26 protein-coding genes are annotated in these 23289 nt (G+C 64.8%); 10 read left to right on the top strand and 16 right to left on the bottom strand.

What is annotated here, in order from left to right; translation table 11 throughout:
* Nucleotides 1–13 precede the first annotated feature (13 nt).
* Complete coding sequence (locus HZA32_02820) at nucleotides 14–1447, top strand: hypothetical protein (protein ID MBI5422991.1); 1434 nt, start codon at nucleotides 14–16, stop codon at nucleotides 1445–1447.
* Nucleotides 1448–1577: 130 nt separating this feature from the next.
* On the opposite strand, the gene HZA32_02815 is transcribed toward HZA32_02820, so the two are convergent.
* A complete protein-coding gene (locus HZA32_02815) occupies nucleotides 1578–2147 on the bottom strand; it encodes a DUF4256 domain-containing protein (protein ID MBI5422990.1) in 570 nt (189 codons plus the stop codon).
* 112 nt (nucleotides 2148–2259) lie between these two features.
* Here HZA32_02815 and HZA32_02810 point away from each other — a divergent pair, with 112 nt between their 5' ends.
* The 3 genes from HZA32_02810 to HZA32_02800 all read left to right on the top strand — a co-directional run bounded on the left by HZA32_02810 (nucleotide 2260) and on the right by HZA32_02800 (nucleotide 4321).
* Complete coding sequence (locus tag HZA32_02810) at nucleotides 2260–2763, top strand: GNAT family N-acetyltransferase (GenBank protein MBI5422989.1); 504 nt, start codon at nucleotides 2260–2262, stop codon at nucleotides 2761–2763.
* A gap of 341 nt (nucleotides 2764–3104) precedes the next feature.
* Complete coding sequence (locus HZA32_02805) at nucleotides 3105–3776, top strand: hypothetical protein (GenBank protein ID MBI5422988.1); 672 nt, start codon at nucleotides 3105–3107, stop codon at nucleotides 3774–3776.
* The gene (locus HZA32_02800) at nucleotides 3773–4321 is read left to right on the top strand and encodes a LemA family protein (GenBank protein MBI5422987.1); all 549 of its coding nucleotides are present in this window, start codon (nucleotides 3773–3775) and stop codon (nucleotides 4319–4321) included. The genes HZA32_02805 and HZA32_02800 overlap by 4 nt, the downstream gene beginning before the upstream one ends.
* 91 nt (nucleotides 4322–4412) lie before the next feature.
* On the opposite strand, the gene HZA32_02795 is transcribed toward HZA32_02800, so the two are convergent.
* Together HZA32_02795 and HZA32_02790 are read right to left on the bottom strand one after the other, a co-directional pair.
* Nucleotides 4413–5237: a LamG domain-containing protein gene (locus tag HZA32_02795; protein MBI5422986.1), complete on the bottom strand. Its 825-nt coding sequence runs from the start codon at nucleotides 5235–5237 to the stop codon at nucleotides 4413–4415.
* 363 nt (nucleotides 5238–5600) lie between these two features.
* The gene (locus HZA32_02790; GenBank protein ID MBI5422985.1) at nucleotides 5601–7169 is read right to left on the bottom strand and encodes a phage tail sheath family protein; all 1569 of its coding nucleotides are present in this window, start codon (nucleotides 7167–7169) and stop codon (nucleotides 5601–5603) included.
* A gap of 201 nt (nucleotides 7170–7370) precedes the next feature.
* On the opposite strand from HZA32_02790, the gene HZA32_02785 reads away from it, so the two are divergent.
* Nucleotides 7371–7532 carry a hypothetical protein gene (locus HZA32_02785; protein ID MBI5422984.1) on the top strand — a complete coding sequence of 54 codons (162 nt, stop codon included), beginning with the start codon at nucleotides 7371–7373 and terminating at the stop codon, nucleotides 7530–7532.
* A gap of 182 nt (nucleotides 7533–7714) precedes the next feature.
* Here HZA32_02785 and HZA32_02780 read toward each other — a convergent pair whose 3' ends face one another.
* The 10 genes from HZA32_02780 to HZA32_02735 all read right to left on the bottom strand — a co-directional run bounded on the left by HZA32_02780 (nucleotide 7715) and on the right by HZA32_02735 (nucleotide 14310).
* Nucleotides 7715–8629, bottom strand: a complete 915-nt coding sequence (locus HZA32_02780) for a hypothetical protein (protein ID MBI5422983.1) — start codon at nucleotides 8627–8629, stop codon at nucleotides 7715–7717.
* Nucleotides 8630–8916: 287 nt separating this feature from the next.
* Entirely contained in the window at nucleotides 8917–9399 is a 483-nt protein-coding gene (locus HZA32_02775; GenBank protein ID MBI5422982.1) for a GNAT family N-acetyltransferase, read from the bottom strand.
* A gap of 304 nt (nucleotides 9400–9703) precedes the next feature.
* Entirely contained in the window at nucleotides 9704–9901 is a 198-nt protein-coding gene (locus HZA32_02770; protein MBI5422981.1) for a hypothetical protein, read from the bottom strand.
* A gap of 235 nt (nucleotides 9902–10136) precedes the next feature.
* Entirely contained in the window at nucleotides 10137–11324 is a 1188-nt protein-coding gene (locus HZA32_02765) for a diguanylate cyclase (protein MBI5422980.1), read from the bottom strand.
* Entirely contained in the window at nucleotides 11321–11623 is a 303-nt protein-coding gene (locus tag HZA32_02760; protein MBI5422979.1) for a type II toxin-antitoxin system RelE/ParE family toxin, read from the bottom strand. The genes HZA32_02765 and HZA32_02760 overlap by 4 nt, the downstream gene beginning before the upstream one ends.
* Entirely contained in the window at nucleotides 11620–11859 is a 240-nt protein-coding gene (locus HZA32_02755) for an addiction module protein (GenBank protein MBI5422978.1), read from the bottom strand. The genes HZA32_02760 and HZA32_02755 overlap by 4 nt, the downstream gene beginning before the upstream one ends.
* A gap of 517 nt (nucleotides 11860–12376) precedes the next feature.
* On the bottom strand, nucleotides 12377–13495 hold the full coding sequence (locus HZA32_02750; protein ID MBI5422977.1) for an alginate lyase family protein: 1119 nt from the start codon (nucleotides 13493–13495) through the stop codon (nucleotides 12377–12379).
* Nucleotides 13496–13631: 136 nt separating this feature from the next.
* The gene (locus HZA32_02745; GenBank protein MBI5422976.1) at nucleotides 13632–13778 is read right to left on the bottom strand and encodes a hypothetical protein; all 147 of its coding nucleotides are present in this window, start codon (nucleotides 13776–13778) and stop codon (nucleotides 13632–13634) included.
* On the bottom strand, nucleotides 13775–14074 hold the full coding sequence (locus tag HZA32_02740) for a type II toxin-antitoxin system RelE/ParE family toxin (GenBank protein ID MBI5422975.1): 300 nt from the start codon (nucleotides 14072–14074) through the stop codon (nucleotides 13775–13777). Before HZA32_02740 ends, HZA32_02745 begins: the two co-directional genes overlap by 4 nt.
* Nucleotides 14071–14310, bottom strand: coding sequence for an addiction module protein (locus tag HZA32_02735; GenBank protein MBI5422974.1), 240 nt, complete (start codon nucleotides 14308–14310; stop codon nucleotides 14071–14073). Before HZA32_02735 ends, HZA32_02740 begins: the two co-directional genes overlap by 4 nt.
* Nucleotides 14311–14591: 281 nt before the next feature.
* On the opposite strand from HZA32_02735, the gene HZA32_02730 reads away from it, so the two are divergent.
* Together HZA32_02730 and HZA32_02725 are read left to right on the top strand one after the other, a co-directional pair.
* The gene (locus HZA32_02730) at nucleotides 14592–15080 is read left to right on the top strand and encodes a hypothetical protein (protein ID MBI5422973.1); all 489 of its coding nucleotides are present in this window, start codon (nucleotides 14592–14594) and stop codon (nucleotides 15078–15080) included.
* A 32-nt stretch (nucleotides 15081–15112) separates the two neighbouring features.
* Nucleotides 15113–16069, top strand: a complete 957-nt coding sequence (locus tag HZA32_02725) for a hypothetical protein (protein ID MBI5422972.1) — start codon at nucleotides 15113–15115, stop codon at nucleotides 16067–16069.
* 136 nt (nucleotides 16070–16205) lie between these two features.
* Here the strand turns inward: HZA32_02725 and HZA32_02720 are convergent, their stop codons facing one another.
* From HZA32_02720 to HZA32_02710, 3 genes are all read right to left on the bottom strand, one after another.
* Complete coding sequence (locus HZA32_02720) at nucleotides 16206–18221, bottom strand: ATP-dependent helicase (protein MBI5422971.1); 2016 nt, start codon at nucleotides 18219–18221, stop codon at nucleotides 16206–16208.
* 291 nt (nucleotides 18222–18512) lie between these two features.
* On the bottom strand, nucleotides 18513–19070 hold the full coding sequence (gene frr, locus HZA32_02715; protein ID MBI5422970.1) for a ribosome recycling factor: 558 nt from the start codon (nucleotides 19068–19070) through the stop codon (nucleotides 18513–18515).
* A gap of 131 nt (nucleotides 19071–19201) precedes the next feature.
* Nucleotides 19202–19939 carry a UMP kinase gene (locus tag HZA32_02710; protein MBI5422969.1) on the bottom strand — a complete coding sequence of 246 codons (738 nt, stop codon included), beginning with the start codon at nucleotides 19937–19939 and terminating at the stop codon, nucleotides 19202–19204.
* A gap of 178 nt (nucleotides 19940–20117) precedes the next feature.
* Here HZA32_02710 and HZA32_02705 point away from each other — a divergent pair, with 178 nt between their 5' ends.
* From HZA32_02705 to HZA32_02695, 3 genes are read left to right on the top strand one after another with little or no spacing between them, the layout of a single operon-like run.
* Nucleotides 20118–21020, top strand: a complete 903-nt coding sequence (locus tag HZA32_02705) for a hypothetical protein (protein ID MBI5422968.1) — start codon at nucleotides 20118–20120, stop codon at nucleotides 21018–21020.
* Nucleotides 21020–22810 (top strand): GAF domain-containing protein, encoded by a 1791-nt coding sequence (locus HZA32_02700; protein ID MBI5422967.1) that lies wholly within the window; start codon nucleotides 21020–21022, stop codon nucleotides 22808–22810. Before HZA32_02705 ends, HZA32_02700 begins: the two co-directional genes overlap by 1 nt.
* A gap of 2 nt (nucleotides 22811–22812) precedes the next feature.
* Complete coding sequence (locus tag HZA32_02695) at nucleotides 22813–23238, top strand: response regulator (protein MBI5422966.1); 426 nt, start codon at nucleotides 22813–22815, stop codon at nucleotides 23236–23238.
* Nucleotides 23239–23289 lie beyond the last annotated feature (51 nt).

Here is a 23289-nt window from a genome sequence, read left to right as displayed (position 1 = left end):
CCGGCCGCCACCGATGGTTTTCCTTCGCATGTGTCTTTCGTTCGCCGCTTTCCTGCGGCCCGCACTGATTGCTGCGGTCGCCGCCCTGTCGTTGCGCGCTGCCGACGAGCCGGTCCGGCCGCTGGCGTTCCCCTCGGCGGAGGGCTACGGGCGTTTTGCCCAAGGCGGTCGCGGCGGGCGCGTCATCGTCGTCACCAATCTCAATGATTCCGGCCCCGGCAGCCTGCGCGCGGCAGTCGAGGCTGTGGGACCGCGCACGGTCGTGTTCGAGGTGTCGGGCCTGATTCGACTGAAATCCAAGCTCGTGGTGCGCGCGGCGAATTCGAACCTCACCATCGCCGGCCAAACCTCGCCGGGCCTCGGCGTCTGCCTGGCGAACTACAACTTCGGCATCCTCGGTGCGCACGACGTCGTCATCCGTTACCTCCGCGTGCGTCCGGGCAACACGTCCGGCACGACACTCGACGGCATGGGCATGGCCAGCGCGAACAACTGCATCATCGACCACTGTTCGATCAGCTGGACGCTCGACGAGGCCTTCAGTTCGCGCGGCGCGCACAACATCACGCTCCAGTGGACGCTCATCTCCGAGGCGCTTAACGACGCCGGCCACAAAAACTACCCGCCCGGCACGCAGCACGGCTACGCTGCGAGCATCGGCGGCGACATTGGCAGCTTTCACCACAACCTCCTCGCGCACTGCGCCGGCCGCAACTGGAGCCTCGCCGGCGGACTCGACCGGGCTCACGGCTACACCTACGCCGGCCGCCTCGATATCCGGAACAACGTCGTCTACAACTGGAAGAACCGCACGACGGACGGCGGCGCGCACGAGGTGAACTTCGTCGCCAATTACTACAAGCCCGGCCCGGCCACGAAATTCTTCCACGCGCTGAATGCGCAATACGGCAACTTCCCCGGCACGCAGCGGTATCACGTTGCCGGCAACGTCATGCCCGGGCACTTCGGCGCCGACGAGCAGGACAAGGCGCGCACCGCCACCACCGAGCGCGGCGGCCGCTTGCCGGAATACTACAGCCCATGGTCTGACACGGATTTCTTCCCGTCGCACGTCCGCACGCAAACGGCCGAGGAAGCCTACGCGGATGTGCTCGCGAACGTGGGCTGCAATTTTCCTGCGCTCGATCCGCACGATCAACGTGTGATCAGCGAGGTCCGCTCCGGCGCCGCGAAGTTCAAGGGCGGCAAGACCGGTTTGCGGGGCTTGCCTGATTCACAGGACGACGTGGGTGGCTGGGACGATTATCCGGAAGTGCATCGCCCTGCCGGCTGGGACACCGACGGCGACGGCATCCCTGACGCTTGGGAGACCGCACACGGCCTCGACCCGAAAAACGCGGGCGACGGCGCCGCCGTTCGCGGCGGATCCGGCTACACGAATCTCGAGGTCTACCTGAATTCGCTCGTCGGCGAATCGGCTGAGTAGGCGCGCGCAGACGTCGATCGTGCGGCGGCGGCGACTGTCGCGCGCGCCCGGCCGCGTGTTGCTGATGCGCGAACATGCGTGACGCTCGTGGCGGCCGACGGCTCCTGCCGGATTCGCCGCGGCCAGCGGGCTACACGCGCAACAATCCGCGGAAGCCGCGGCCGCTGTAGTAGGAATCGGCGCCGTTGTGACCGATGAAGACGCGATTGTAGCGGCGATCGCCGTAGATCGCGCCGCCGAGTTCGCGGATTTCCGACGGCGTCGTCAGCCAGCTCGACGTCTTGGTGTCGAACTCGCCGAGTTTCTGCAGCGCGAAATACTGCGCTTCGTCGAGCAGTTCCACGCCCATCGACTCCGCGAGTTCGGTGACGCAGCCCTTCGGCGGGAATTTCTTGCGCCCGTCCAGCGCCGCGCGGTCGTAGCACAAGCTCTGGCGTCCCGCCGGACTCTGCGGGGCGCAATCGGCGAAGAGGAACTCGCCGGTCTTCGCGTCCTGCCCGATGACGTCCGGCTCGCCGCCGGTCGACTCCATCTGGTGCAGCGCACCGAGCTTGGCGGGTGCGGCGTCGAGGCGTTTCTGCACGGCGGCCCAATCGAGCTTGGCGTGACGGTTCATGTTTTTCGCGAAGCGCGCGGACAACGTTGCGAGCAATTCCTCGCGCTGCTTCGCCGACAATTTCTCGGCCTTCGGGGTTTTCATGGCGTGGAGGAGAGCGTCACGAAATGCGCGGGTGCGCGCGGAGGCAAACGGGAAGTCGGCGTTTAAGTTGCCGCTCGCGGAATAACCGCCCGCTCGCCGCCTCGTATCTCCGATGTCCTCGCGCGACTGGATGCTCCGCCCCCTGACTTCGGCCGACGGCGATGCCGTGCTCCGCTTGAATGCGGAGAATCGTCCGGCGGTGGCCACCATCGAGGCAGGCGATCTGCCGTGGCTCCTGGCGGGCGAGGGGCATCACCTCGTCGCGGTGAATTCGAGCGGACACGTGATTGGCTACCTTCTCTCTTTTCCCCGCGACTCGACCTACGACGACACCGAAATGGCCGAGCTCCGTCGGTTGCTGGCCGAGCCGTTCTACTACATCTGTCAGGTTGCGCTGGCCCGCGAGCAACGCGGGCGCGGCATCGGGCGGGCGTTCTACGCGGCGGTGGCGCAGGTGGCGCGCGAGCGAGGAGCGCGCTTTCTCTGCTGCGACGTGAACCTCGATCCGCCCAATCCCGAGTCGCACGCCTTTCACGAGCGGCTCGGTTTCCGTCGGATCGCGACCGGCGTCGCCTCGAACGGCTTCAAGATCGCTTATCTCGCCTGCGAGGTCTGAGGCGATTGGCCCGACTCGAGTTGTTGCGAAGGGCGGGAAGCGCGCTCGTCGCGGGACGCTGTGATCCTTCAAGTTCGGCGAGCGCGGCTTCGACGGTTCCGGGCCGGAGTTGGAGCGCGGCGCGCCACCGCTCGAGGCGGGGATTCGCGGCGTCCACGAGGACGCACTCGCCCCGCGTAAACTTGTGGAGGCCCCGCCGCGCGCGCCAGGAGCGGACGGAAATTCCCGGCGGAAGTCGCCATGATCTCGCTGCGTTGTTTGCGCGCGTGGTTCCGCAGTCGAGCGAACGTCCGGCCGATTTGTAATATCGCGGCCGCAGAAAATCCGCTACAAGAGCCGCCGTGCAAGTTTTCCTGTTCGTCCTGATCGCGCTCGTCGTCGTCGGACTCATCCTGCTCGGACGTTGGGTCGCGCGGCAGCGCACCGAGGCGATGGCGGCGCTTGCGGCGAAGCTGGGCCTCGACTTCCGCGCCGACGACGATCCCGATCTCGCGGGTCGCCTCGAATTCTTGGACAAGCTCAACCAAGGCTCGAACCGCTACGTCTCCAACTGTCTCGACGGCGAGTATCAGGGCGAGCAGGTGATGGCCTTCGATTACCACTACGAGACGTATTCCCACTCCAAGGGCGGGCGTCACACCCATCATCATCGTTTCTCGGTCGTGCTGCTGGTCTTGCCGCGCACGTTTCCTGAGCTGCTGATCTCTCCGGAAGGTTTGCTCTCGAAGCTCGCACAGGCGGTCGGCTACGAGGACATCGATTTCGAGTCGGCGGAATTCTCCCGCGCGTTTTGCGTGCGCAGTCCCGACAAGAAATTCGCCTACGATGTCTGCCACGGCTTGATGATGGAATTCCTCCTGCGGCACCGCGACCTGTCGATCGAACTCGATGGCAACGTGCTGGCGCTGCTGTTCGATTCACGTCTCGAGCCGGACGAGATCGAGGGGCGCTTGCAAGAGTTGCTCGAAATCCGCCGCCTGTTGCCCGCGTATCTCTTTTCCCAAGCGTCATGAGCGTCCTGCTGTTGTTCCTCGTCGTCGCGCCGCTGCTCTGGGTCGCGGTGCAATACAACTCCCTCGTCAACCTGCGCAACTACGTCGCCAATGCGTGGGCCAACATCGACACCGAGCTGAAACGGCGCTACGATCTCATCCCGAACCTCGTCGAGACAGTGAAAGGCTACGCGGCGCACGAGCGCGCGACGCTCGAGCGCGTGGTCGAGCTGCGCAACCGTTGCGCCGCGAACCACGGGCCGGTCGCCGCGCAGTCGGTAGACGAGGCCGGGCTCGTGGCCGCGCTGCAGCAATTGCTGGTCGTGGTGGAAAATTACCCGCAGCTGAAGTCCGACGAGAATTTCCGCGCGCTGCAGACCGAACTGATCAACACCGAGAATCGCATCCAAGCCGCGCGCCGCTTCTACAACGGCAACGTTCGCGATTTCCGGAACCGCTGCGAGACGTTCCCCAGCAATCTCGTGGCGCGCGCCTTCGGTTTCGAGCCGGGCGATTTCTTCAGCGTGCCGCCGTCGGTCAAGGAAGCGCCGAACGTGCAGTTCTGAGCGGAGTCTTCCCGGCGTCGTGGGAGCGGACGCGGGCGAAAAAAAAGCCCGGCGCGGGGCCGGGCTTTCGGAAAGGCGTCTGCGAATCGCTTCAGCGGCGGCGGCGATAGGCGGCGAAGCCCAAGGCCGCGATGCCGGCGAGCGCGGCGTAGGTGGCGGGCTCCGGGACGGCCGAGGCGGTGTAAAGGTTGGAGATCTGCGTGCCGTTGAGCGCGGTGCTGTAGATTGCCACTTGGTCGAGCAGGCCGGTGTAGTATTTGCTCGGGTGGTTGCCGTCGAAAGCTCCGGAGTCCGCGCCGATGTAGTAGGTGTAGGAAGCATCGCGCGGGTCGGTGCGGTTGACGTTGGTGTAGGTGCTGTCCAACACGCCATCGATGTAGATGTTCATCGTGCCGGAGGTGTCCCACGTGGCGGCGACGAAGACCCAGTTGTTGGTGTTCACCGACGCGTTGGAGATCATGGTCGACCCGGCCTCGCCGAGACCCATGTGCTGGTCGCCGGCTCCGATGCCGAAGGCGATTTTGCCCTGCCAGAGACTCACGCCCCAGTCGGGGTGCGTGCCGGCTTGCTCGGCATCCACCAAACCCGAACCCTCATACCAATTGCCGTTCGGGTCCGTGCCGCCGTAGGAATTCGTCTTCATCCAGAACGAGATGGTCATGCCGGTGGTGAGTCCCGCCGAGCTCGCGGTGAGGTAGCTGCTGCCGTCGAACGATGCGGCGTCGCCATTTTGTCCGGTGGTGAAGCTGACGCCGGTGTTCGCAAACGTGGTGCCGCCGCTGCCGGTGTTCGCCAGCCGATCGCCCGAGTTGTTGAACGTGAGCTCGGTAAGCGCGGTCTGAGCGAAGAGGCCGACCGCGCCGAGCGCGGTGGCAAACATGAGTGTGATGGAACGGAACAGGCGGAACTTAACCATCGGTGTGTGCATGGGAATTCGAGTTCCCATGCTAACGCCGAATGCGATCGGCGCTCTGCGTTTCTTGCACGAAGATTGTGCGGAAGTTGTTCATGGACAAAAGCCAGTCGAGCCCGACAGGGAGACGAAAAAGTGCGCTCTCGATGCGGCAAAAGCGTCAGCGCGGGAAGGCGGCCGCCGCTCGTTCAGTGGCCGGGATGGAACTTGCGCGTGTGCCGAATTCGACGGCGGGAAAAACGGCGGATTGGCGGGCGCGCCGATTTTCCTCGGTGCGCTCGGTGAGCACTCCTGTGGCCGACAGCTCGAGCGATCAGCCGCGTCTTCGCCACGGTTCGCGCGTGGCGTGCGTGGAGCTTCGGGCGCTCAGCTGGTTTGCTGAACCTGCTGGAAATTAATGACGATGAATTCCGCGGGGTGCGAGATGGCGACTTTCACGCTGACATTGATGATGCCGTTCAGGATGTCGTCGGCCGTCATCGTGGTGCCGAGACCGCACGCGACGGAGAACGCTGCGGCCGGCGTCGCGCCAGCGAGGGCGCCTTGCGACCATTGGCTGGTGAGGAAATTGTTTAGCATGCTCGTGATGAGCGACCAGGTGTTGGCGGTGTTGGGCTCGAACATGAGGGGCTGCGCGGCCAACTTCATCGACTGTTCGAGCATGATGACGGTGCGGCGGACGTTCACGTAGCGCCAGTCGTCGCTGTTGCCGTCGAGCGTGCGCGCGCCCCAGATGACGGGGCCCAGAGCGGGGAACACGCGGATGGCGTTGATGGATTTGCCGGTGGCGGCGTCGACGTTGAGCGGCGCCTGCATGGTGTCGTTGATCGCGAGCGTCGTGCCGGTGACAGCCGAGAGGGCGACGTTGGCGGGGGCTTTCCAGACGCCGTTTTGGTTGTCGACGAGCGTGTAGACGCCAGCGACGGCACCGCTCGGCGGGAGGATGTTGGCTTGCGCGAGCATCACGGCCTGAAGCTGCGCGTAGGCGGGGCTCGCGGCGCGGAGCGCGGTGTCGAGCTGCGCAGGCGTCGGCGCACCGGGAGCGGTGGAGCCGATTTGGGCGAGGAGGGTTTTCAGCGGCGCCGTGGCCGCGCTGGGCAGCAACGCGGAGAGGGCTGCGGCGCCTCCGCCCACGTTGCGGTAGTCGAGGTCGGTGGCGGCGAGCACCGTTGTCTGGAGGAACGGGTAGTAAGCGGCGCCGTAGCACAGGGACTGGAGGCCGACGGCCGTGCGGAAGGGCGTGATCGTGTCGTTGAACCACGTCTGCGGATTCGGCGCGGCGCCGCCGATGACGTCGAGGAGCGCGACGCACGTCTGCATGTTGCCGCAATGCGCGAGCGTTTGCTGGGCGAGCGTGGCGTAGTCGGCCGCGGGGAGCAGCGTGGCGTCGGGGATGACGATGAGAGTGACCGCGGGCACTTGCTGGAGCGCAGTGAGCGCGCCGGAGAGGTCGGCGAGGCGGACGTTGGGGTTGGCGAGCGGCGCGGATTTCGAGCTGCCGGCGTTTTGGCGCAGCGGACCGTAAGGGCCGACGGAGACGACGTAGCAGGTGCCGCCGCCGTTTTGGTAGAAGAGCTGCACGCTGTGCCAGAGGTAAAAAAGCGTGCCGGCGTCGGGGCGGACGTCGTAGGCGTGGCCGGCGATGACGAGGTCGGGCGTCGGGGCGGTCGTGGCGGCGGGATAGAAGACCGGCGTCGATTGCTGGTGCGTGGAGAGCGGCTGCGCGGTGGCGGGATCGAGCGCGGCGAAATAGAGCAGGAACTCCTGCCACGAGGAAATGGGCACGGGCAAGCCAGTGTAGGATTTGCCGTTGTAGGAGGCGCGCGGCGTGTAGCCGATGAAAGCCGGGATCGCGGTGGCGACGGGCACGACGGAGTTGGGAAAGGCGTTCAGTTCGTTGATGTAGACGCCGGGCGTGGTGAAGTTCGTGGACATGGGGAAGCGGGGTGGAAGCTGCGCGGATGTTCGTGACGGATGCGCCCGGCGCGAGCGAAAGGTTTTTTCCCTCCCGCGCGTTCGCGGACGGTGCTTCACGCCTTGAAGCCGCCGCAGTGGGTGGCAGGCTACGCGACACTCCCACAGCGCGGGCCGGCCTGCGGGAGCGCGCCTGCAATGCCATGAAATCCTTCTCTCTCGTTGCGTCCTGCTCGTGTCGCTCGCTGGCTCGATCGCCTGACGCAAAAGGTCCGGTCGTATGTGGACACCAGCGGGCGTGAACTCCGGCTGTTCGATGGTTTGAAGACGACGAAGACCGGTTCGCTGGAGGAACGCACGGCGCCGCAGGAGTCGAAGCCCTGACGCGGGCGCGGACTGGCGCGGTTCAGGGATTGGCGCGGACGGGCGCGGCGCAGGTTTGGGCGTCGGCCCACCATCCGACTTGGTTCGCGCGCTTGGCGCGCTCGCGTCGGCTCGTTTGCGACGGCGTGCGGGCTGGACGGCTGGGACCGCGGGAGTGACTCAACGGTCTCCGGGCGCGGCGCTCAGTTGGCTTGGCGGCAGTTGGTGAGCTCGAGGCCGTCGGGACGGATTTCGGTGACGGTGCCGGTGAGTTTAACCCAGTTGCCCTCGGTGAGGGTCGTGAAGAGCCGCGCCTGGTCCTTGGCGAGCGTGCAGTGGATTTGGAAATTCAGGTTGTTGTATTGTCCCTCCTGTTTGATGCCGAGCAGGCCGCGCTTGGGCGTGACGAGGTAGTTGATCTGCATCTCGCCGGTGATCGTGTTGCGGGACACGGTGTAGATTTGGCCGTCGATCTCGTATTTGCGGCCGAGGTATTTGGCCTCCATGGGCGCGAAGGCTTCCTGGTATTCGCCGGAGGTGGCGTAGGTGCCGGTGCCGATAAGGAATTTGCTGAGTTTGCCCTTGGCGGCGGGCGAGCTGAGGACGCTCTTCACCTCGCGGCCGAGGTCGGCGGCGAGTTTCACGGCGTCGGCGGCGATGACGCGTCCCAGTCCGTGGCGTGCGCGCGCGGCGGAGGCGAGGACCTCGCCTTCGGGGCCGGACTTGAGTTTGCCGAGCAGCGTGCAGAACTCGGATTTCACGGCGGCCGCGTCGGTTTTCTGGCCGCGCGCCAGCTTCACGCTGAGAGAGACGTTGCCGGTGCTGTCGGCATCGACCCAGAACACGAGGGCGGGGTTGTTGGACGTTTGGAGGAACGAGAGCCGACCGCTGTCGCCGGTGATGAGTTCGCTGCCGAGTTCGTAGCCGGCGTCGCTCGCGATTTGCTGGAACTGGCCGAGCGCGCTTTGGAGGGTCAGGGCGGTGCGCTGGGTTTTGGCGATGAAGAGAAGGCCGTTGCGTGGATCGCCGACGCTTTGGAAATCGCAGCTGGCGTCCGTGGCCTCGGCCGTGGCGAAGGCGACGCAGAGCAGGGCAACGCGGAAGAGGTGTTTTCTCATGGTGATGCGGTGACGGAGGGAGGTGCGGCGGAAGGTGCTGGATGGCCACGCGGCGCCGCGGCGCGCAGGCGAACGCACCGTCGCAAACGCGCCGTGGGATGGCTCGCGAGATGCGCTGAGAAGTCCTTGTCTGCGCCAGCCGGTTAATCAGCCGCGCCCAATTGTCTATATCGGGCCGCCAAGGCGACGGTTCGGCTGCGGCCAACGTTGCGCCCGGCGGGCCGCGACGGTTGGGCGATCCTCAAGCGATGCGCCAGCGGGCGAGTCCTCTGGCTCCGCTTGGTTTGTCACTGCTCCTGCCGGAGCGAATCCGCGTTGGCGCGTCCCGTTGCCGCGGTCGATTTGTAGAGGCCGGGCCGGCTGATTTCCATGAAGGCGGCGGGGTTCTTCGGTGCCGCGAAGCCATGGCGCGCGTAGAGACCGTGCGCGTCGCGCGTCGCGAGGAGAAAACGCCGCAGGCCGAGGAGATCGGGATGCCGGCCGATCGCGTCCATCATCCACGAGGCGAGGCCGCGCCCCCGGTGGGACTCGAGCACGTAGACGTCGCATAGGTAGGCGAACGTCGCGCGATCGGTCACGACGCGCGCGAACGCGACTTGTGCTCCGCGATCGAAGACGCCGAAGCAGAGCGAATGGGCGAGGCTGCGGCGGACGAGTTCGAGCGGGATGCCCTCGGCCCAATAGGAACGGGTCAGGTAAGCGTGGATGGCGGCCGGTTGCTGGTCAGCCGGGTGGGTGCTGAGGACGAGGTCGTCGCGGGTTTCCTTCATGCGTCGTGCGGGGATCGCGGGCAACCTACCGGCGGAGCCGTTGCGGTCGAGGGCCGGGGCAGATCGCACCGGTGCAGTTCGCGGCAATTTCAAGCGGTGCAAGCGCGGAGCCGCGAACGACGGCGGAGCGTGGTCTGCGTCGCGCGCTCGGGGATCGTGCCTCCGTGACAGAGTAGAGTCACAGAGTGCACCGAGGGATCACAGAGTTGAGGAGGGCTGAGGCGGCTGCGAACGCCGCGAAATTCTCCGTGTGCGCCGGTTTGCCTCGGTGGTCTCTGTGACGAGATCGGGCTTCGTCTGAAAGTTACCGGATGCGGGCTTCGCCCTTGGCGGTGAGGGCGTAGAGTTTATCGGCGCGGCGATGCTCGATGAGGCCTTCCTTGAGCCAGGCGGCGAGCTGCTTCGGGCCCGCGGTGCGGGCGTGGCTCTCGGGGATCTCGCCCAGCGAACCCATGAACAGCGTGCGCAGTTTGAAGGCGTCGGGAGATTTGGAGAGGGGCATGGGTGAGCGGGAGAGGCGCGAGATTGAACGAAGCGAGAGGGTTGATTCAAGACCGCGAACTGCGATGCGGCGCGTGCCGCGGGCCGGCGGTGTTTTGACCACGGATTGGACGGATGAAAACGGATGAGACGGATCCGGCTAATCCGAATCGATCCGTGAAATCCGTGACTAAGAAACGGCGTCGAGCGCGGCGTGCCGCTCGGCCCATGATCCCTTCGGCTCGGTCAGCGGGTGATTAATAGACCTTGTCGAACGACGTGCCGTTGAAGCGGTAGACACTGCCGTCGCCCAAGCCGAACCAGAGCCTGTCTCGTCGGTCGCGATAGATGGTCCACACCATGGCGCCGGTCAGTCCGTCGCGTGGGGTGAAGTGAGTCAGCCGCTCACCGTCGTAGCGCCACACCCCGCTGTCGCGGGTGCCGAACCACAAGTGGCCGGCCGCGTCTTCGGCGATGGAGAACACCCGATTCAAGGATTCCGCCGCGCCCTTGTCCTTGAGATCGAGGCCGTGCTGTTTGGTGAAGTTGGACAGGGATCGACCGTCATACCGCAGCACGCCGAGGCCGTTGTTGCCGATCCACAGCACGCCGCGGCTGTCTTCGAAAACACTGCGGACGTGAAACGGTTCGTCTTCCGCCGTGAGGCCCAAGGTTCGGCCGTCGAGGGTCGTGAAGTTTCGTCCGTCGTAGCCAAACACCGCCGGATACGTCCCGAACCAGATCATCCCGTTGCGCCCGCGGGTGATGGCGGTGACGCGGTAGTCGTCACGGGTGGCGCCATCAGCTGACACCGGGAAGGGCAGAAATTCCATCCTCCGGCCATCCCAGCGATACACGCCTTGGCCGTTGAACGGGGCCGCTGGTTGTCCGCTATCGCCGAGAAACCAGAGATCACCGGCGTCCTTGCGCCAAGTCTGTCCCAGCGCGACGTTCCCGTCGTCCTGATTTCGTCCGACTGGGGTGGTGAACGATTTGCCGTCGAAGCGGCTGATCCCGTGGTCGGTTCCGAACCACAGGTTTCCGGCCGCATCTTCCTGAATCGTGCGGACCTGATTTCCGCTCAAGCCATCGGCCACCGTGAAGTAGGCAAACTCGTGCCCATCCCAACGGCTCACACCCTCGTTGTGGCTGCCGAACCAGAAGCGCCCCTGGCTATCCTCAAAAATCGCGCGAATCCCGGAGGCGAACCGGAGGGACACCCGCGAAGGTTTCGCCTCCGCGACCGTTGCGGGTGATCGGTCAATCTGGGCTTCCTGTCCCTTGGCCTCGGATGCGCCCTGCGCCGATTGAGAGCCCAGCAATAGCAATGCAATCATGACCCAGATTTTCGGGCCATGGATTCGGGCGGTGCGGACAGCAGTTCTGAAGGCGCGGCGCATCGCTGAGTTCGTGACTTTCGTGGGCGGATCGAGGCGTTGCGTCATGCGCGGGGCAAGCGGTGCCGCCAGTAGCCGGGCGCGCGGTGGAGGTGCATCACGGCGAGAATCCAGATACGGTCGGATTGATCGACGTAGATCAGGCCGAAAGGGAAATCGCTGGAGAGCACGCGCCGGGCGGGAGGATGGATGAATCGAAACACTTTCGGCATGGTGCGCGCCTCAGCAACGAGACGGTAAATTTCATCGTAGAACCTATGACCTAGCTCGGGAGTGATGCTGGCATAACGCTCCAGCGCGGCGATGAACTCTGCGTCGGCCTCGGGATGAAAGGCAAACGGCTTCACTTCCGGCCGATGATCTTGCGCGCTCGCGCCATCACTTCCTCGCCCGGGATGAGCTGCACTTTGCCGTCCTCGATTTCCTTGAGGCGGCGCATGACTTCATCGCCCCACGCCTTTTCGACGGCGGGGTCGATGTCCTGCGCGGAGGCGGCGATCAGCTGCTCGATGAGTTCGGCGCGCTCGCCGTAAGGCAGTTGCTTGGCCTCTTCGACGAGTCGCTGGACCTTGCGGCGTGGCATGAGGCGAACGATGTGCGGGCGCGGGAGCGCGTCAAATCTCCAAGTGGAACCGCCGCGCGTGCCGCAGGCGGACGATTTCTTTGACCACGGATATGACGGATTGGGCGGATGAAACGGATCCGGCTAATCCGAATCGATCCGTGAAATCCGTGGCCAAAAAACAGCAGCGAGTGTGGCGCGCAGTTCGACAATAGATAACGGACTGAATCCGTCGAATTGGGCTGCGTCGGATCCCGAACCGGCGCGGAAACGCTGGGACACAGAGGGCACGGAGGAGGCACAGAGCAAAGGGAGGCCGACAGCGGCTACGGGCGCGGCGTCGTGCCCTGTCAGCCGTAGCCTCCGGCGTAGGTTGATCCATGTTCTCCTGTTTGCCTCGGTGCTCTCTGTGACGAGATCGGAATCCGCCCGGAGGATGCCTGACCCTTTCTGGCTGACCCGCCTGCAACAAACGACGGCCTGACCCCGTCGGCTTGGCCGCCGCCACGCGTAAGTGGGCGACTAAGGTAATCCCGCCTCACCGGGCGTGCGTTAGCGTCTCGAACACCAGGTTCCAGCTCGCGCGCTCGGCGCGGGGGCGAATCTGTTCCTCCAACAGGCGGCGCGTGTTCGGCAGGTCGAGCCCGCGGCGGTGATGGTAGTGGTGGTAGCCGAGCTCCCACGTGGCAAAGCGGCTGGAGGTCGGGACATCGTTCGCGCTCACACCCTGCATGGAGCCCGCGAGCAATTGCCCGGCGAGCAGCTCCATCGCCGCCACGTAGCGGGCTTGGTGCTCCGCGTAGACGTCCACGCCCTGATGCCACGCCGTTTCCGCCGCGTTCAGCGCCGACCCGAGGCCGAACTGGCTGTGGTGTCCGTTGTCGCGGCAGGTTTCCTGCGTGAGCCCGTCGACCCAACGCCGCGGTTGAAACCAAAACTTCCGCACGTCGCCGCCGTCGCCGGCAATCGAGGCGGGCAAGGAGCCATCCGTCGCCAGATAAAAATAGGCCACGCTCCGCACGCGCAGCCGTTCCAGCCCACGGCGGAACAGCGGCTCGTCCTCGTTGAAGACCGCGATCGCCAGCAGCGCGTCGATCTGGGTGAGGTCGACATTGCCGTTCCACGTGCTGGCGGGCTCGAGTTGCGGGTAGAAGGCGCGTCGAAACATCGCCGCGAGCCGGGCGGTCCGGTCTGCCGTCCACGCCGGGTGGCCGCGCATGATCTCCGCCGCCGGCGCGAGCACCGCGCCGATCCAGCCCGCCAGCAGGCGGTCCTGCTGCGTGCCCGCTGTGAAGCCTTCCAATTCAGACCAAGCGTCGAGGATCGCCAGCGACCGCGCGGCGTAAACCGGCTCGCCGGTGAAGGTCCACAGCAAGGCCTGCGCGTAGGCGGCGATCGCATCGTCGCGCACGACGTTCTCGTCGGAGGAGGCGGAGTTGACGCGCTTCATCGCGTGGGGTGTCCGGGTCGCAAACGCCGACGCCCGGAGCCGCTCAAGTTCGCCGGTCCACGGTTGGGCGCCGGTCCGGATGCGGCCCTTGACGAAGTCCAGTTCCGCCGCGGCATTGCGCGCGCCGGGGTGAACAAAGGTCATCGCGGTGGCGGCAGGCGTCGCCCAGCAGCCGATCGCGAGGACGAGGAAACAGAAGAACTTCATGCGACGTGTGCCTACCGGTCGCGGCCCCGCACCGCGAGCCGGATCCTCCTCAACGATTGGCGTTCTTAGCCGTGAAAATTCGGTGCGCCGAGCTGATGGGGTCAGGCCGTTGTTTGTTGATTTGAGGAGATGGGTGTTACGGCGATTCGGCGACGATTTTGCCGTCGCGCATGTAGCAGAGCTTGGTGCCGGTGGCTCGGGCGGTCGCACGGGCGGTTTTCGCGGCGCGGCGCATGGCTGCAAGCATGGCTTTCGTGCGGGCGTCGAGTTTGCGGGCCTTCATGGCGAAAGACTGTGCCGCCAGTAGCCGGGCGCGCGGTGGAGGTGCATCACGGCGAGAATCCAGATGCGGTCGGGTTGATCGACGTAGATGATGCCGAACGGAAAATCTTGGGCGAGGACGCGCCGGGCGGGTGGGTGGATAAAGCGAAACACTTTCGGCATCCGGGCGGCTTCAGCCATCAGGCGTTCGATCTCGTCGAAAAACCGTCCGCCGAGGTCAGGCGTGACGGCGGCGTAATATCGGACCGCCTCCTCGTATTCCGCATCGGCCTCAGGGTGGAGGGCGTGTGGTTTCACTCTCGGCCGAGGATCTTCCGCATCTTGGCCGCCACGACCTCGCCGGGAATCATCTGCACTTTGCCGTCTTCGATTTCTTTGAGGCGGCGCATCGCTTCGTCGCCCCAGGCTTGCTCGATCTTGGGGTCGATGTCCTGTGCGGAGGCGGCGATGAGCTGCTCGATGAGTTCCGCGCGTTCGCCGTAGGGGAGTTGCTTGGCCTCCTCGACGAGTTGCTGGAACTTGCGGCGTGGCATGAGGCGAACGATGCGCGGGCGCGGGAGCGCGTCAAATCTCCAAGTGGAAGCGCGGCGCGCGCCGCGGCGACCGGAATTTTTTGACCACGGATTGCGCGGATGGCACGGATGGAGCGCCGAGGGAAGGCGGAGCTGTCGGCCGAAGCCTTGGCGGAGTCTGATCTGTGTGATCCGTGAAATCCGTGGTTCAATCTGGTGCTCGGGAGTTGGGTAGTGAGCCATTGACGCATTCAGATGCGCGCGGTAACGATCCGGTGCGGGCCAAACGCTAAGGAATCTCTATGCCCTCACGTAACTCCGCGATACCCCACATCGTTCGTATCGACGTCGACGAACCGAAGAAGCAGCACTGTTGGGAGGTGAAGATAATCCGAGCCAGCGGTATCTTTCACCGTTCGTTCTCCGACGCGAAATGTGGCGGGAAAGAAAAAGCGCTCGAAAAGGCGATAAAGTGCCGTGACGAGGAATTGAAGAGCCGCCCCGCGCTCAATTCCTACGAGCAGGCAATCCGGCCGAAACGCACGAACCGTTCTGGCATCGTTGGCGTGCGGAAGGGAATGAAGATCGTGATTCGCGGGAAACACCGTTACGAATACCCAGCTTGGATCGTGACCGGCACGCCGGTTTCCGGAGGAAAAACGAAGACTCGCTACTTCGTTATCTCGGTCGTTGGCAGCAATGCGTTGGCAAAAGAAATGGCGATCGAACAACGGCGCGAGTGGGAGGAATCGCTCAAGGCGAGCGTGGAGGCTAAGAACAAGTCTGCTTAATGATGACGGAAACATTTATCGTATCAAAAAATATGAGCACCGACAGCTTACCCCCTTCCGCTCCCTCGGCATCCGCGGAAACTCCTGCGCCAGCCCAAAAAACTAACTCACAGATTATCTTCGACGCTTTGTTTCACAAGAAATGGGAGGAGGCTGAGGAGATATTGAAGAAGCATATCCCACTTTACATCAGTGAAGAATTCGGAAAATCAGGGCTTTCTGGCTACAACCCACTCCTTTTTCTCGATCAATCGAACACGATTGGCGAAGACCACGCAGATCGCATTTACACCTCGGTCTGCAGCTTCAAGAAGCAGCAGAATATTTTACTCATTATCGGCAGCCGAGGTGGTCGTATCGAACCTGCCTACTTGATCAGCAAGAACTGCAAGGCGGTTTCGAAGGAGAAATTTGTTGTTGCTGTGCCGCGACGAGCAAAGTCAGCCGCCACGCTGCTTGCTTTGGGCGCCGATGAAATTCACATGGGTGCCATGAGTGAGCTTGGTCCGATTGACCCGCAACTCGGCCAGATACCGGCGCTTTCCATGACAAATGCGCTTCAAACTTTGGCCAAGATGGTCTCAGAGCATCCGGGCAGTGCCGATATGTTTGCGAAGTATCTGCAGAATAAACTCGATCTGGGAATCTTGGGTTATTTCGAGCGGATTAATGAATCAGCGATACAGTATGCTTCTCGGTTGCTTGCTGGTAAGACCGTGGGTGCGAAGCGAACGCCAAACTCTCTGGCGTCTCACTTGGTCAATCACTACAAGGACCACAGTTTTGTCATCGATAAGGATGAGGCCTTGGAATTGTTCGGAAGCGGAATTCTGAAGGTTCAGTCCAAGGAGTATTCGTTCGCTAACGAAATTGATCAGAGTCTGCGGTGGTTCTCAAAAGTGGCAAAATGGGTCCACGAGAAAGAGGTGACATACGTTGGGTCCTTCGACACCTGCCTTAAGATTAAAGATATCCCTGACAAGGAATGATATCGTCTCGTTACCAGCCCCACGAACGCTTGATCCGCAGCTCGTCGTAGAGGTCGTTCGGGAGTTCGAGCAGGAAGCGTGAGGGTTGCAGCATCCGCCTACGCCGAGGCTACGGCGGGACAAGTCCTGCCGTCGGTTACCAACCCCAACTCCGCTTGATGCGGAGTTCATCATAGAGGTCGTTGGGAAGCTCCAACAGGAACCTCGACGGCTGTAACATCATCCCTCCCGGACCCGCGCGCGTCGCTACTCTCGGGTAGCTGATGTAGAGCTCGTTCTTGGCTCGCGTCACGGCGACGTAGAAGAGGCGGCGCTCTTCTTCCACGTCTCCGTCTTCGATCGAGCGGCGGGTGGGGAACTGGTTGTCGGCGGCGCCGATCACGAAGACGACATCGTATTCAAGGCCTTTGGCTTGGTGCACCGTCGTCAGGCGGATGGCGTCGTCGGTGGGCTCGACTTCCTTTTCGGCGGTCTCGCCGTTGAGGAGCGCGACTTGCGTGAGCATTTCCTGCATCGTCGTGAATTGGGACGCGAAGCCGACGAAGCCCTTCAATTCCTCGAGGCGGTCGAGGTAGTCGGCGTAGGCGCCGCGCATGTAGTCGCCATACCAGCCGTCGATGGCGATGCGCACGGCGTCGGCGGGTTTGCCGGCGTCCATCGCGGCGGCGACTTGCTGGAGCGAGGCGCAAAAGTTGGGCCAGTCGTCCTTGGCGTCCTTCGGGACCTTGGTCTTCACGTCGTCCTCGGCGAGGGCGTCGATGAAGTTTTTCTGGAGGAGCTTCGCGTGGTCGAGCGCGGCGGCGTAGATTTTCTGCGCGCCTTTTTCGCCGACCTTCGGGAGCAGGATGGCGAAGCGTTGCCACGCGAGCGTGTTGCTCGGGTTGTAGACGAATTGGATGAGCGCGATGAGGTCGCGGACGTGCTGGCGCTCGAAGAATTTCACGCCGGACGTGATGACGTAGGGAATGCCGGCGCGGGAGAGCGCGAGCTGCATCTCGAGCGCGATGAAGTGCGAGCGGTAGAGGATCGCGATCTCCTTGGGCGAGACGCCGTCGTCTTGCACGAGCGACTCGATGCGCTTGAGGACGAAGGCGGCTTGCTCGCGGTCGTCCATCGCCTGGATGACGGACGGCTTCGGGCCGTGTTTGCGGGCGGCGCGGAGTTCTTTTTCGAAGTGGCGGCCTTTGGGCGCGGTGTTGAGGACGGCGTTGGCGAAGTCGAGGATCTCGGGTGTCGAGCGGTAGTTGACCTCGATGCGGTGGATGACGGTGCCCGGGTGGCGGTCGGGGAACGTCATGATGTTTTCGAACTCGGCGCCGCGCCACGAGTAGATGCACTGCGCGTCGTCGCCCACGGCCATGACGCGGTGGTGCGAGGCGAGTTTGTCCACGATCTGGGCCTGGATGGTGTTGGTGTCCTGATACTCGTCCACGAGGACGTGGCGGAATCGGTGGTTGAAATACTGCGCGACGTCGGGCGCGTCGGTGAGGAGGCGGAGCCAGAGTTCGAGGAGGTCGTCGTAATCCACGACGGATTGCTCGCGCTTCGCCTTGTCGTAGGCGGCGGCGAATTTCGGGAAGAGGTGCGCGATCTCGCGGTAGTGCGGGAACTGGCGCTCGACGAGGTCCACGACGGAGCACTGCTTGTTGCGCGCGAGGGAAAGGACGCTGAAGAGCGGGCTGGGGCGGGGGTTGGTCTTGTCCTTGAAGAAGAGCTTGTCGATGGACTCGACGCACTGCTTGAGGAGCGATTCGGACTCGTCGGCGTCGAGGATGGAGAAGTTTTTCGGGAGCTTGATGGCGTCGCCGAACATGCGCAGCGCGCGGTTGCCGATGGAGTGGAAGGTGCCGCCCCAGAAGCGCGCGGGCTCGACGCCGGTGAGCTCGTGGACGCGGTGGAGCATCTCCTTCGCGGCCTTGTTGGTGAAGGTGAGGAGGAGGATCTCGCCGGGCTTCACCCCCTGGGAGAGGAGGTAGGCGACGCGGTAGGTGAGCGTGCGGGTCTTGCCGGAGCCGGCGCCGGCGAGGACGAGCAGCGGGCCGGGCTCGGCGGTGACGGCGGTGAACTGCTCGTCGTTGAGCGATGCGCGGAAGTCGATCGCGGGCGCGGAGCCGGCGTGCGGGAAGGGAGAGTCTAGTTCGAAGTCGGGCAAGAGAGCGGAGGACGGAGAACTGAAGACAGAGGACGGAGCGCGGAGAGGGAAGGAAAAAGGCGGGGCGGGAGGCGGAGAATCGTTCTCGTTCTCCTACCCGTTCGCGTTCTCTCGGGAGCGAGAGCGGGAGTTTGTGGGGATCGGGAACTCGAGAACGAGAAAGAGAACGAGGAACGAGAACGAGGCGGATCGGCGGGAAACAAAAAGCCCGCGCGGGTTGCGCGGGCTGATCGAAACAAAAGCTGACAGCTGATCGCTGAGAGCTGACGGCTGGCGCGCGTTGCGCGCGCCTCAGACCGTCATCAGGTCCTTTTCCTTGTGGGCGAGGTGGGCGTCGATGTCCTTGATCGCTTTGTCGGTGGCGACTTGGACCTCCTTTTCGAGGCGCTTCTCGTCGTCTTCGGAAATCTTGCCGTCCTTCTTGAGCTTCTTGGTGGCTTCCATGGCGTCGCGGCGGACGTGGCGGACGGCGACGCGGCCCTCTTCGGCGAGGCGGTGCGCGGTCTTCACGAATTCCTGGCGGCGCTCCTTGGACAGTTCGGGGAAGGGGAGGCGGATGACCTGGCCGTCGACGACGGGGTTGACGCCGATATTGGCCATCTGGAGCGCCTTCTCGATGGCGCGGGTGAGGCCCTTGTCCCACGGCTGGATCTGGATCATGCGCGGGTCGGGCGTCGTGATGGCGGCGCAGCCTTTGAGCGGCATCATCGAACCGTAGGCTTCGACCATCACGGACTCGACCATGGCCGGCGAGGCTTTGCCGGTGTGGATGGTGGAGAATTCGTGGAGCGTGTGGTCGACGGCCTTCTTCATGCGGGCTTGGGCGTCGGCGAGGGTGGCGGAGGTCATGGGAAGAATAGTCTAGAGTTGAGAGCTGAGAGTCTAGAGCTGAGGCGAAAGAGGACTGCGTGCCAAGAGCGGGATTTGGAGCGCTCCAGACTCTGGACTCTTCGCTCTCAGCTCGGCGGCGTCCGCCGCCGTCAGTTGCTGACGAGCGTGCCGACTTTCTCGCCGCGAACGGCTTTGCGGATGGCGTGCTCGTCGTTGAGGTCGAACACGAGGATCGGGACGTTGTTGTCCATGCAGAGCGAGAACGCGGTCGAGTCCATCACGTTGAGGCGCTGCTTGAGGGCGTCGATGAAGGTGAGGGTGTCGTATTTGACGGCGTCGGCGTGCTTCTTCGGGTCCTTGTCGTAGATACCGTCGACCTTGGTGGCCTTCATGATGATGTCGGCGTGCAGCTCGGAGGCGCGGAGGGCGGCGGTGGTGTCGGTCGAGAAATACGGATTGCCCGTGCCGGCGACGAAGATGACGACGCGGCCCTTTTCGAGGTGGCGGATGGCGCGGCGGAGGATGAACGGCTCGGCGATCTGGTTCATCGGGATGGCTGATTGCACGCGCGTGCTGACGCCGAGTTTTTCGAGGCGGTCCATGAGCGCGAGGCCGTTGATGACGGTGGCGAGCATGCCCATGTAGTCGCCGGTGGTGCGGTCGATGCCGCGCTTGGCGCCCTGGAGGCCGCGGAAGATGTTGCCGCCGCCGATGACGATGCAGACCTGCACGCCGAGGTCGTGGATTTCCTTCACCTGGGTGCACATCGCCTCGAGGGTGGCGTCGTCGATCGGCTCGGTGCCGCGCCCGCGGAGGACTTCGCCGCTCAGCTTGAGGACGATGCGCTTGAACTTCAGTTCGGTGTGGCCGGTGGTCTTCGCTCCCATTTGGGAGGTCAGGAAACGCGCCCGCAAAAGGTCCGTCAACCGTGGAGATTTTTTTGCGCCGCTCCGCCTCGGCCGGGCTGCGTCCGGGCGCCGTCATCAGGGAAATTCCGGAAGCGGTCGGCAGGGCCATTTTGCCCCTGACGATGGGCGGCGCATCCATTGCAGTCGCGCGACCGGCATGGCAAATCTCGCGCACATCTACTTTCAGGGTCGGGAAGAGGCCGCGGGTTTCGCCGGGGCGCCCGCGGGCGCGTTGCGGGATCTGCGCGTGCGGTTCCTGCCGGCGGGCGCGGGCACTTTTCCGCGAGAGGGGGAACTCCACGACCCGCTGCTCACGTGGCTGTTGCAGCGGGCCGGGCTCAATGCGCGCGCCTACCGGCCGCACGCGCTCGAGCGACGGCTCGCGGCGGGCCTGCGCCACCTCGGCGTGCCCACGCCCTCGACGGCGCGCGAGGTTTTGGCGGCGCGGCCGGAGCTGGTCGACAGCGTGTTGAGCACCGTGTTGATCGGCGTCACCGATTTTTTTCGCGACCGCGCGGTGTGGGACCAGTTGGCGCGCGAGGCGATCCCGGAGCTGTTGCGCACGCGGTGCGGCCTGCGCGTCTACGCGGCGGGCGTGTCCACGGGCAACGAGCTTTATTCGGTGGCGATGCTGCTGGCCGAGGCGGGCGTGATCGGCGGGAGCGAGCTGTGCGGCGTCGATTGCCGGACGGACGCGATCGCGTCTGCGCGCGTGGGGTGGTTTTCCGAAGCGGCGATGGCGCGCGTGCCGCCGGAGTGGCGCGCGCGGTTTTTCGACGCGGACCGGTCGGGCTATCGTGCGCGCCCGTCGCTCACGCGCGCGATGCGCTGGCAGGCGGCGGACCTCTTCTCGTTCGAGGAAACGGCGGGCTGGGATGTGATCCTGTTCCGCAACGTCGCGATCTACCTCACGGAGGCGCACGCCGCCCGCGCGTGGGAATATCTCTGCGACCAGCTCGCGCCCGGCGGCGTGCTGATGACGGGCAAGGCCGAGAAGCCACCGCACTATCTGCCGTTGCGGCGGCTGGGCCCGGCGCTGTATCAACGTCTGTCCGAGTGATGCGTCCCGCCGACTTCGCCGCCCTCTCCCACGCCCCGCGCCCGCCGAACCGGTTGGTGTCCGTGGCGATCTTCGCGGCGAGCTTCGCGTTGATGTATGCGCTGCGTCTCGTGTGGTTTCGGAACAGCAACATCTCGCTGAGCTACGGCCTGCCGCTCCTGCTTTGCCTGTGGCATCGCGACCGCGCGCTGCTGTGGAGCATGACGGGCGCGTTCCTGCTCCTGGCAACTTACAAGGCCGTCTACGTGCTCGACCCGATCGGCACGCTGAGCCCGCTCGGCGCGCTCCAGCTGGGCATGCAGTGGATCAACACCGTCGTGGTCGCCGTGGCGGTGAACCTGATCCTGAATCTCTTCGACCGGCTGGAGCGCAAGCGGCTGGTGATCGAGCAGGCGAACCACGAATTATCCGCGCGACAGGAGGAGATCGCGCGCCAGAACGAGGAGTTGCACGCGCAGAGCGCGGAGCTCGCGCAGCAGAACGCGCAAATCCAACAGCAGGCGGAGGAACTCCAGCACCAGACCGAGGAACTCGCCGCGCAAACGGAGGAGCTGCAGATCGCGAACCAATCGATCGCGCGCCGCGAGAGCCTCCTGCAGACCCTGCTCGAGTCGCTCCAGCTCGTCGAACAAGGCGACGAACTGCCACAACGCATCTGCGAGCCCGTGCTGCGGCTTTTCAACGAAGCGGCGGCGGCCGTCGCCATCGTCGAGCATTCGGGCGACGATCTCGTCGTGCTTGCGCAGAGCGGCGTCGGCCCGCTCGACCGCATGCGGTGGCCGTTCGCGAAATCGTTCGCCGCCGTCGTCATGGCGCACGATCGCACGGCGTTCGTGGACGATCTCGACGCGCGGCCCGATCTCATCGCGCCCGGCGCGGCGGGCCGGCGCTTCCGCTCGGTGCTCGCGACGCCGTTGCGCATGCGCGGCGCGGTGGTGGGCGCGGTGAAAATCTACTCCGAGCACCCGCGGGCGTGGACCGCCGAGCAGTTTCGCATGATCGAGTGGGTGGCCGCGCAGTGTTCGCTCCTGCTCGAATGCCACCGCCTGCGCAACGAGCTCCAGCGGACCAACGGGCAGCTCGACGCCACCGTGGCCGCGCGCACCGCGGAGTTGCGCGAGCTGGTGCAGGATCTCGAGCACTTCTCCTACACGATCACGCACGACATGCGCGCGCCGCTGCGCGCGATGCACGGCTTCGCGGCGATGCTGGCGGAGGAGTGCTCCGGCCGGCTCAGCGCGGACGGCAAGGAATACCTCCGCCGCATCGGCACCGCCGCGGCCCGCATGGACCGGCTCATCACCGACGCGCTCAGCTACAGCGGCACGGTGCGGCAGGAGTTCGCGCTCGAGCCGATGGACATGGCGCCGCTGTTGCGCGGCATCCTCGATTCCTACCCGAATCTCCAGCCGCCGCTGGCGCGCGTGGAGATGGCGGGCGATTTCCCGCGCGTGCTCGGCAACGAGGCGGCGCTCACCCAGTGTTTCTCCAACCTGCTCGGCAACGCGGTGAAATTCGTCGAGCCCGGCCACGTGCCGCGCGTCATCGTCCGCGCGGAGCGCCGCGGCGACTGGGTGCGCGTGTGGTTCGAGGACGACGGCATCGGCATCCCCGAGGCGATGCTCGGCCGCGTGTTCGGCATGTTCCAGCGGCTGAGCAAGAATTACGAGGGCACCGGCATCGGCCTCGCGCTGGTGAAGAAAGTCGCCGAGCGACTCGGCGGCTCCGTCGGCGTGGAATCCGAACTCGGCCGCGGCAGCCGGTTCTGGCTCGACCTCAAGGCCGCGTGACCATGGCGCAAGACTCCGTTCTCTACGTGGAAGACGAGCCGGACGACGTGCTGTTCATGCACGTCGCCTTCCGCCGCGCCGGCCTGCGCGCGCCGCTGCACTGCGTCTCCGACGGCCAGCAGGCGGTGAACTACCTGCGCGGCGATCCGCCCTACGACGATCGCGTGCTGCATCCGTTCCCGCGCGTCGTGTTGCTCGATTTGAACCTGCCGCTGCTCTCCGGTTTCGAGGTGCTGCGCTGGATTCGCCGCGAGGCGAAGCTCCGCGAACTGACGGTCGTCGTGTTTTCCTCCTCAGGTCGCGCCGATGATCGCCGGCGCGCGCTGGAATTGAACGCGACCGAGTATATCCAGAAGCCCGCCAGCGGCGCGCAATTCGAGGACGTGGCCCGGCGGTTGCAGGAGAACTGGCTGAAGCCCGCGGGCTGAGTTCCGGCCGCCGGCCGGAGTGCGGTGGCGAACGGGGCGAAGGGACGCGCG

Source organism: Opitutia bacterium (assembly GCA_016217545.1).
Classification (GTDB): Bacteria; Verrucomicrobiota; Verrucomicrobiia; order Opitutales; family Opitutaceae; genus Didemnitutus.
The sequence above is the reverse complement of the archived record's forward strand: the minus strand, read 5'-3'. Positions and strand labels throughout refer to the sequence as shown.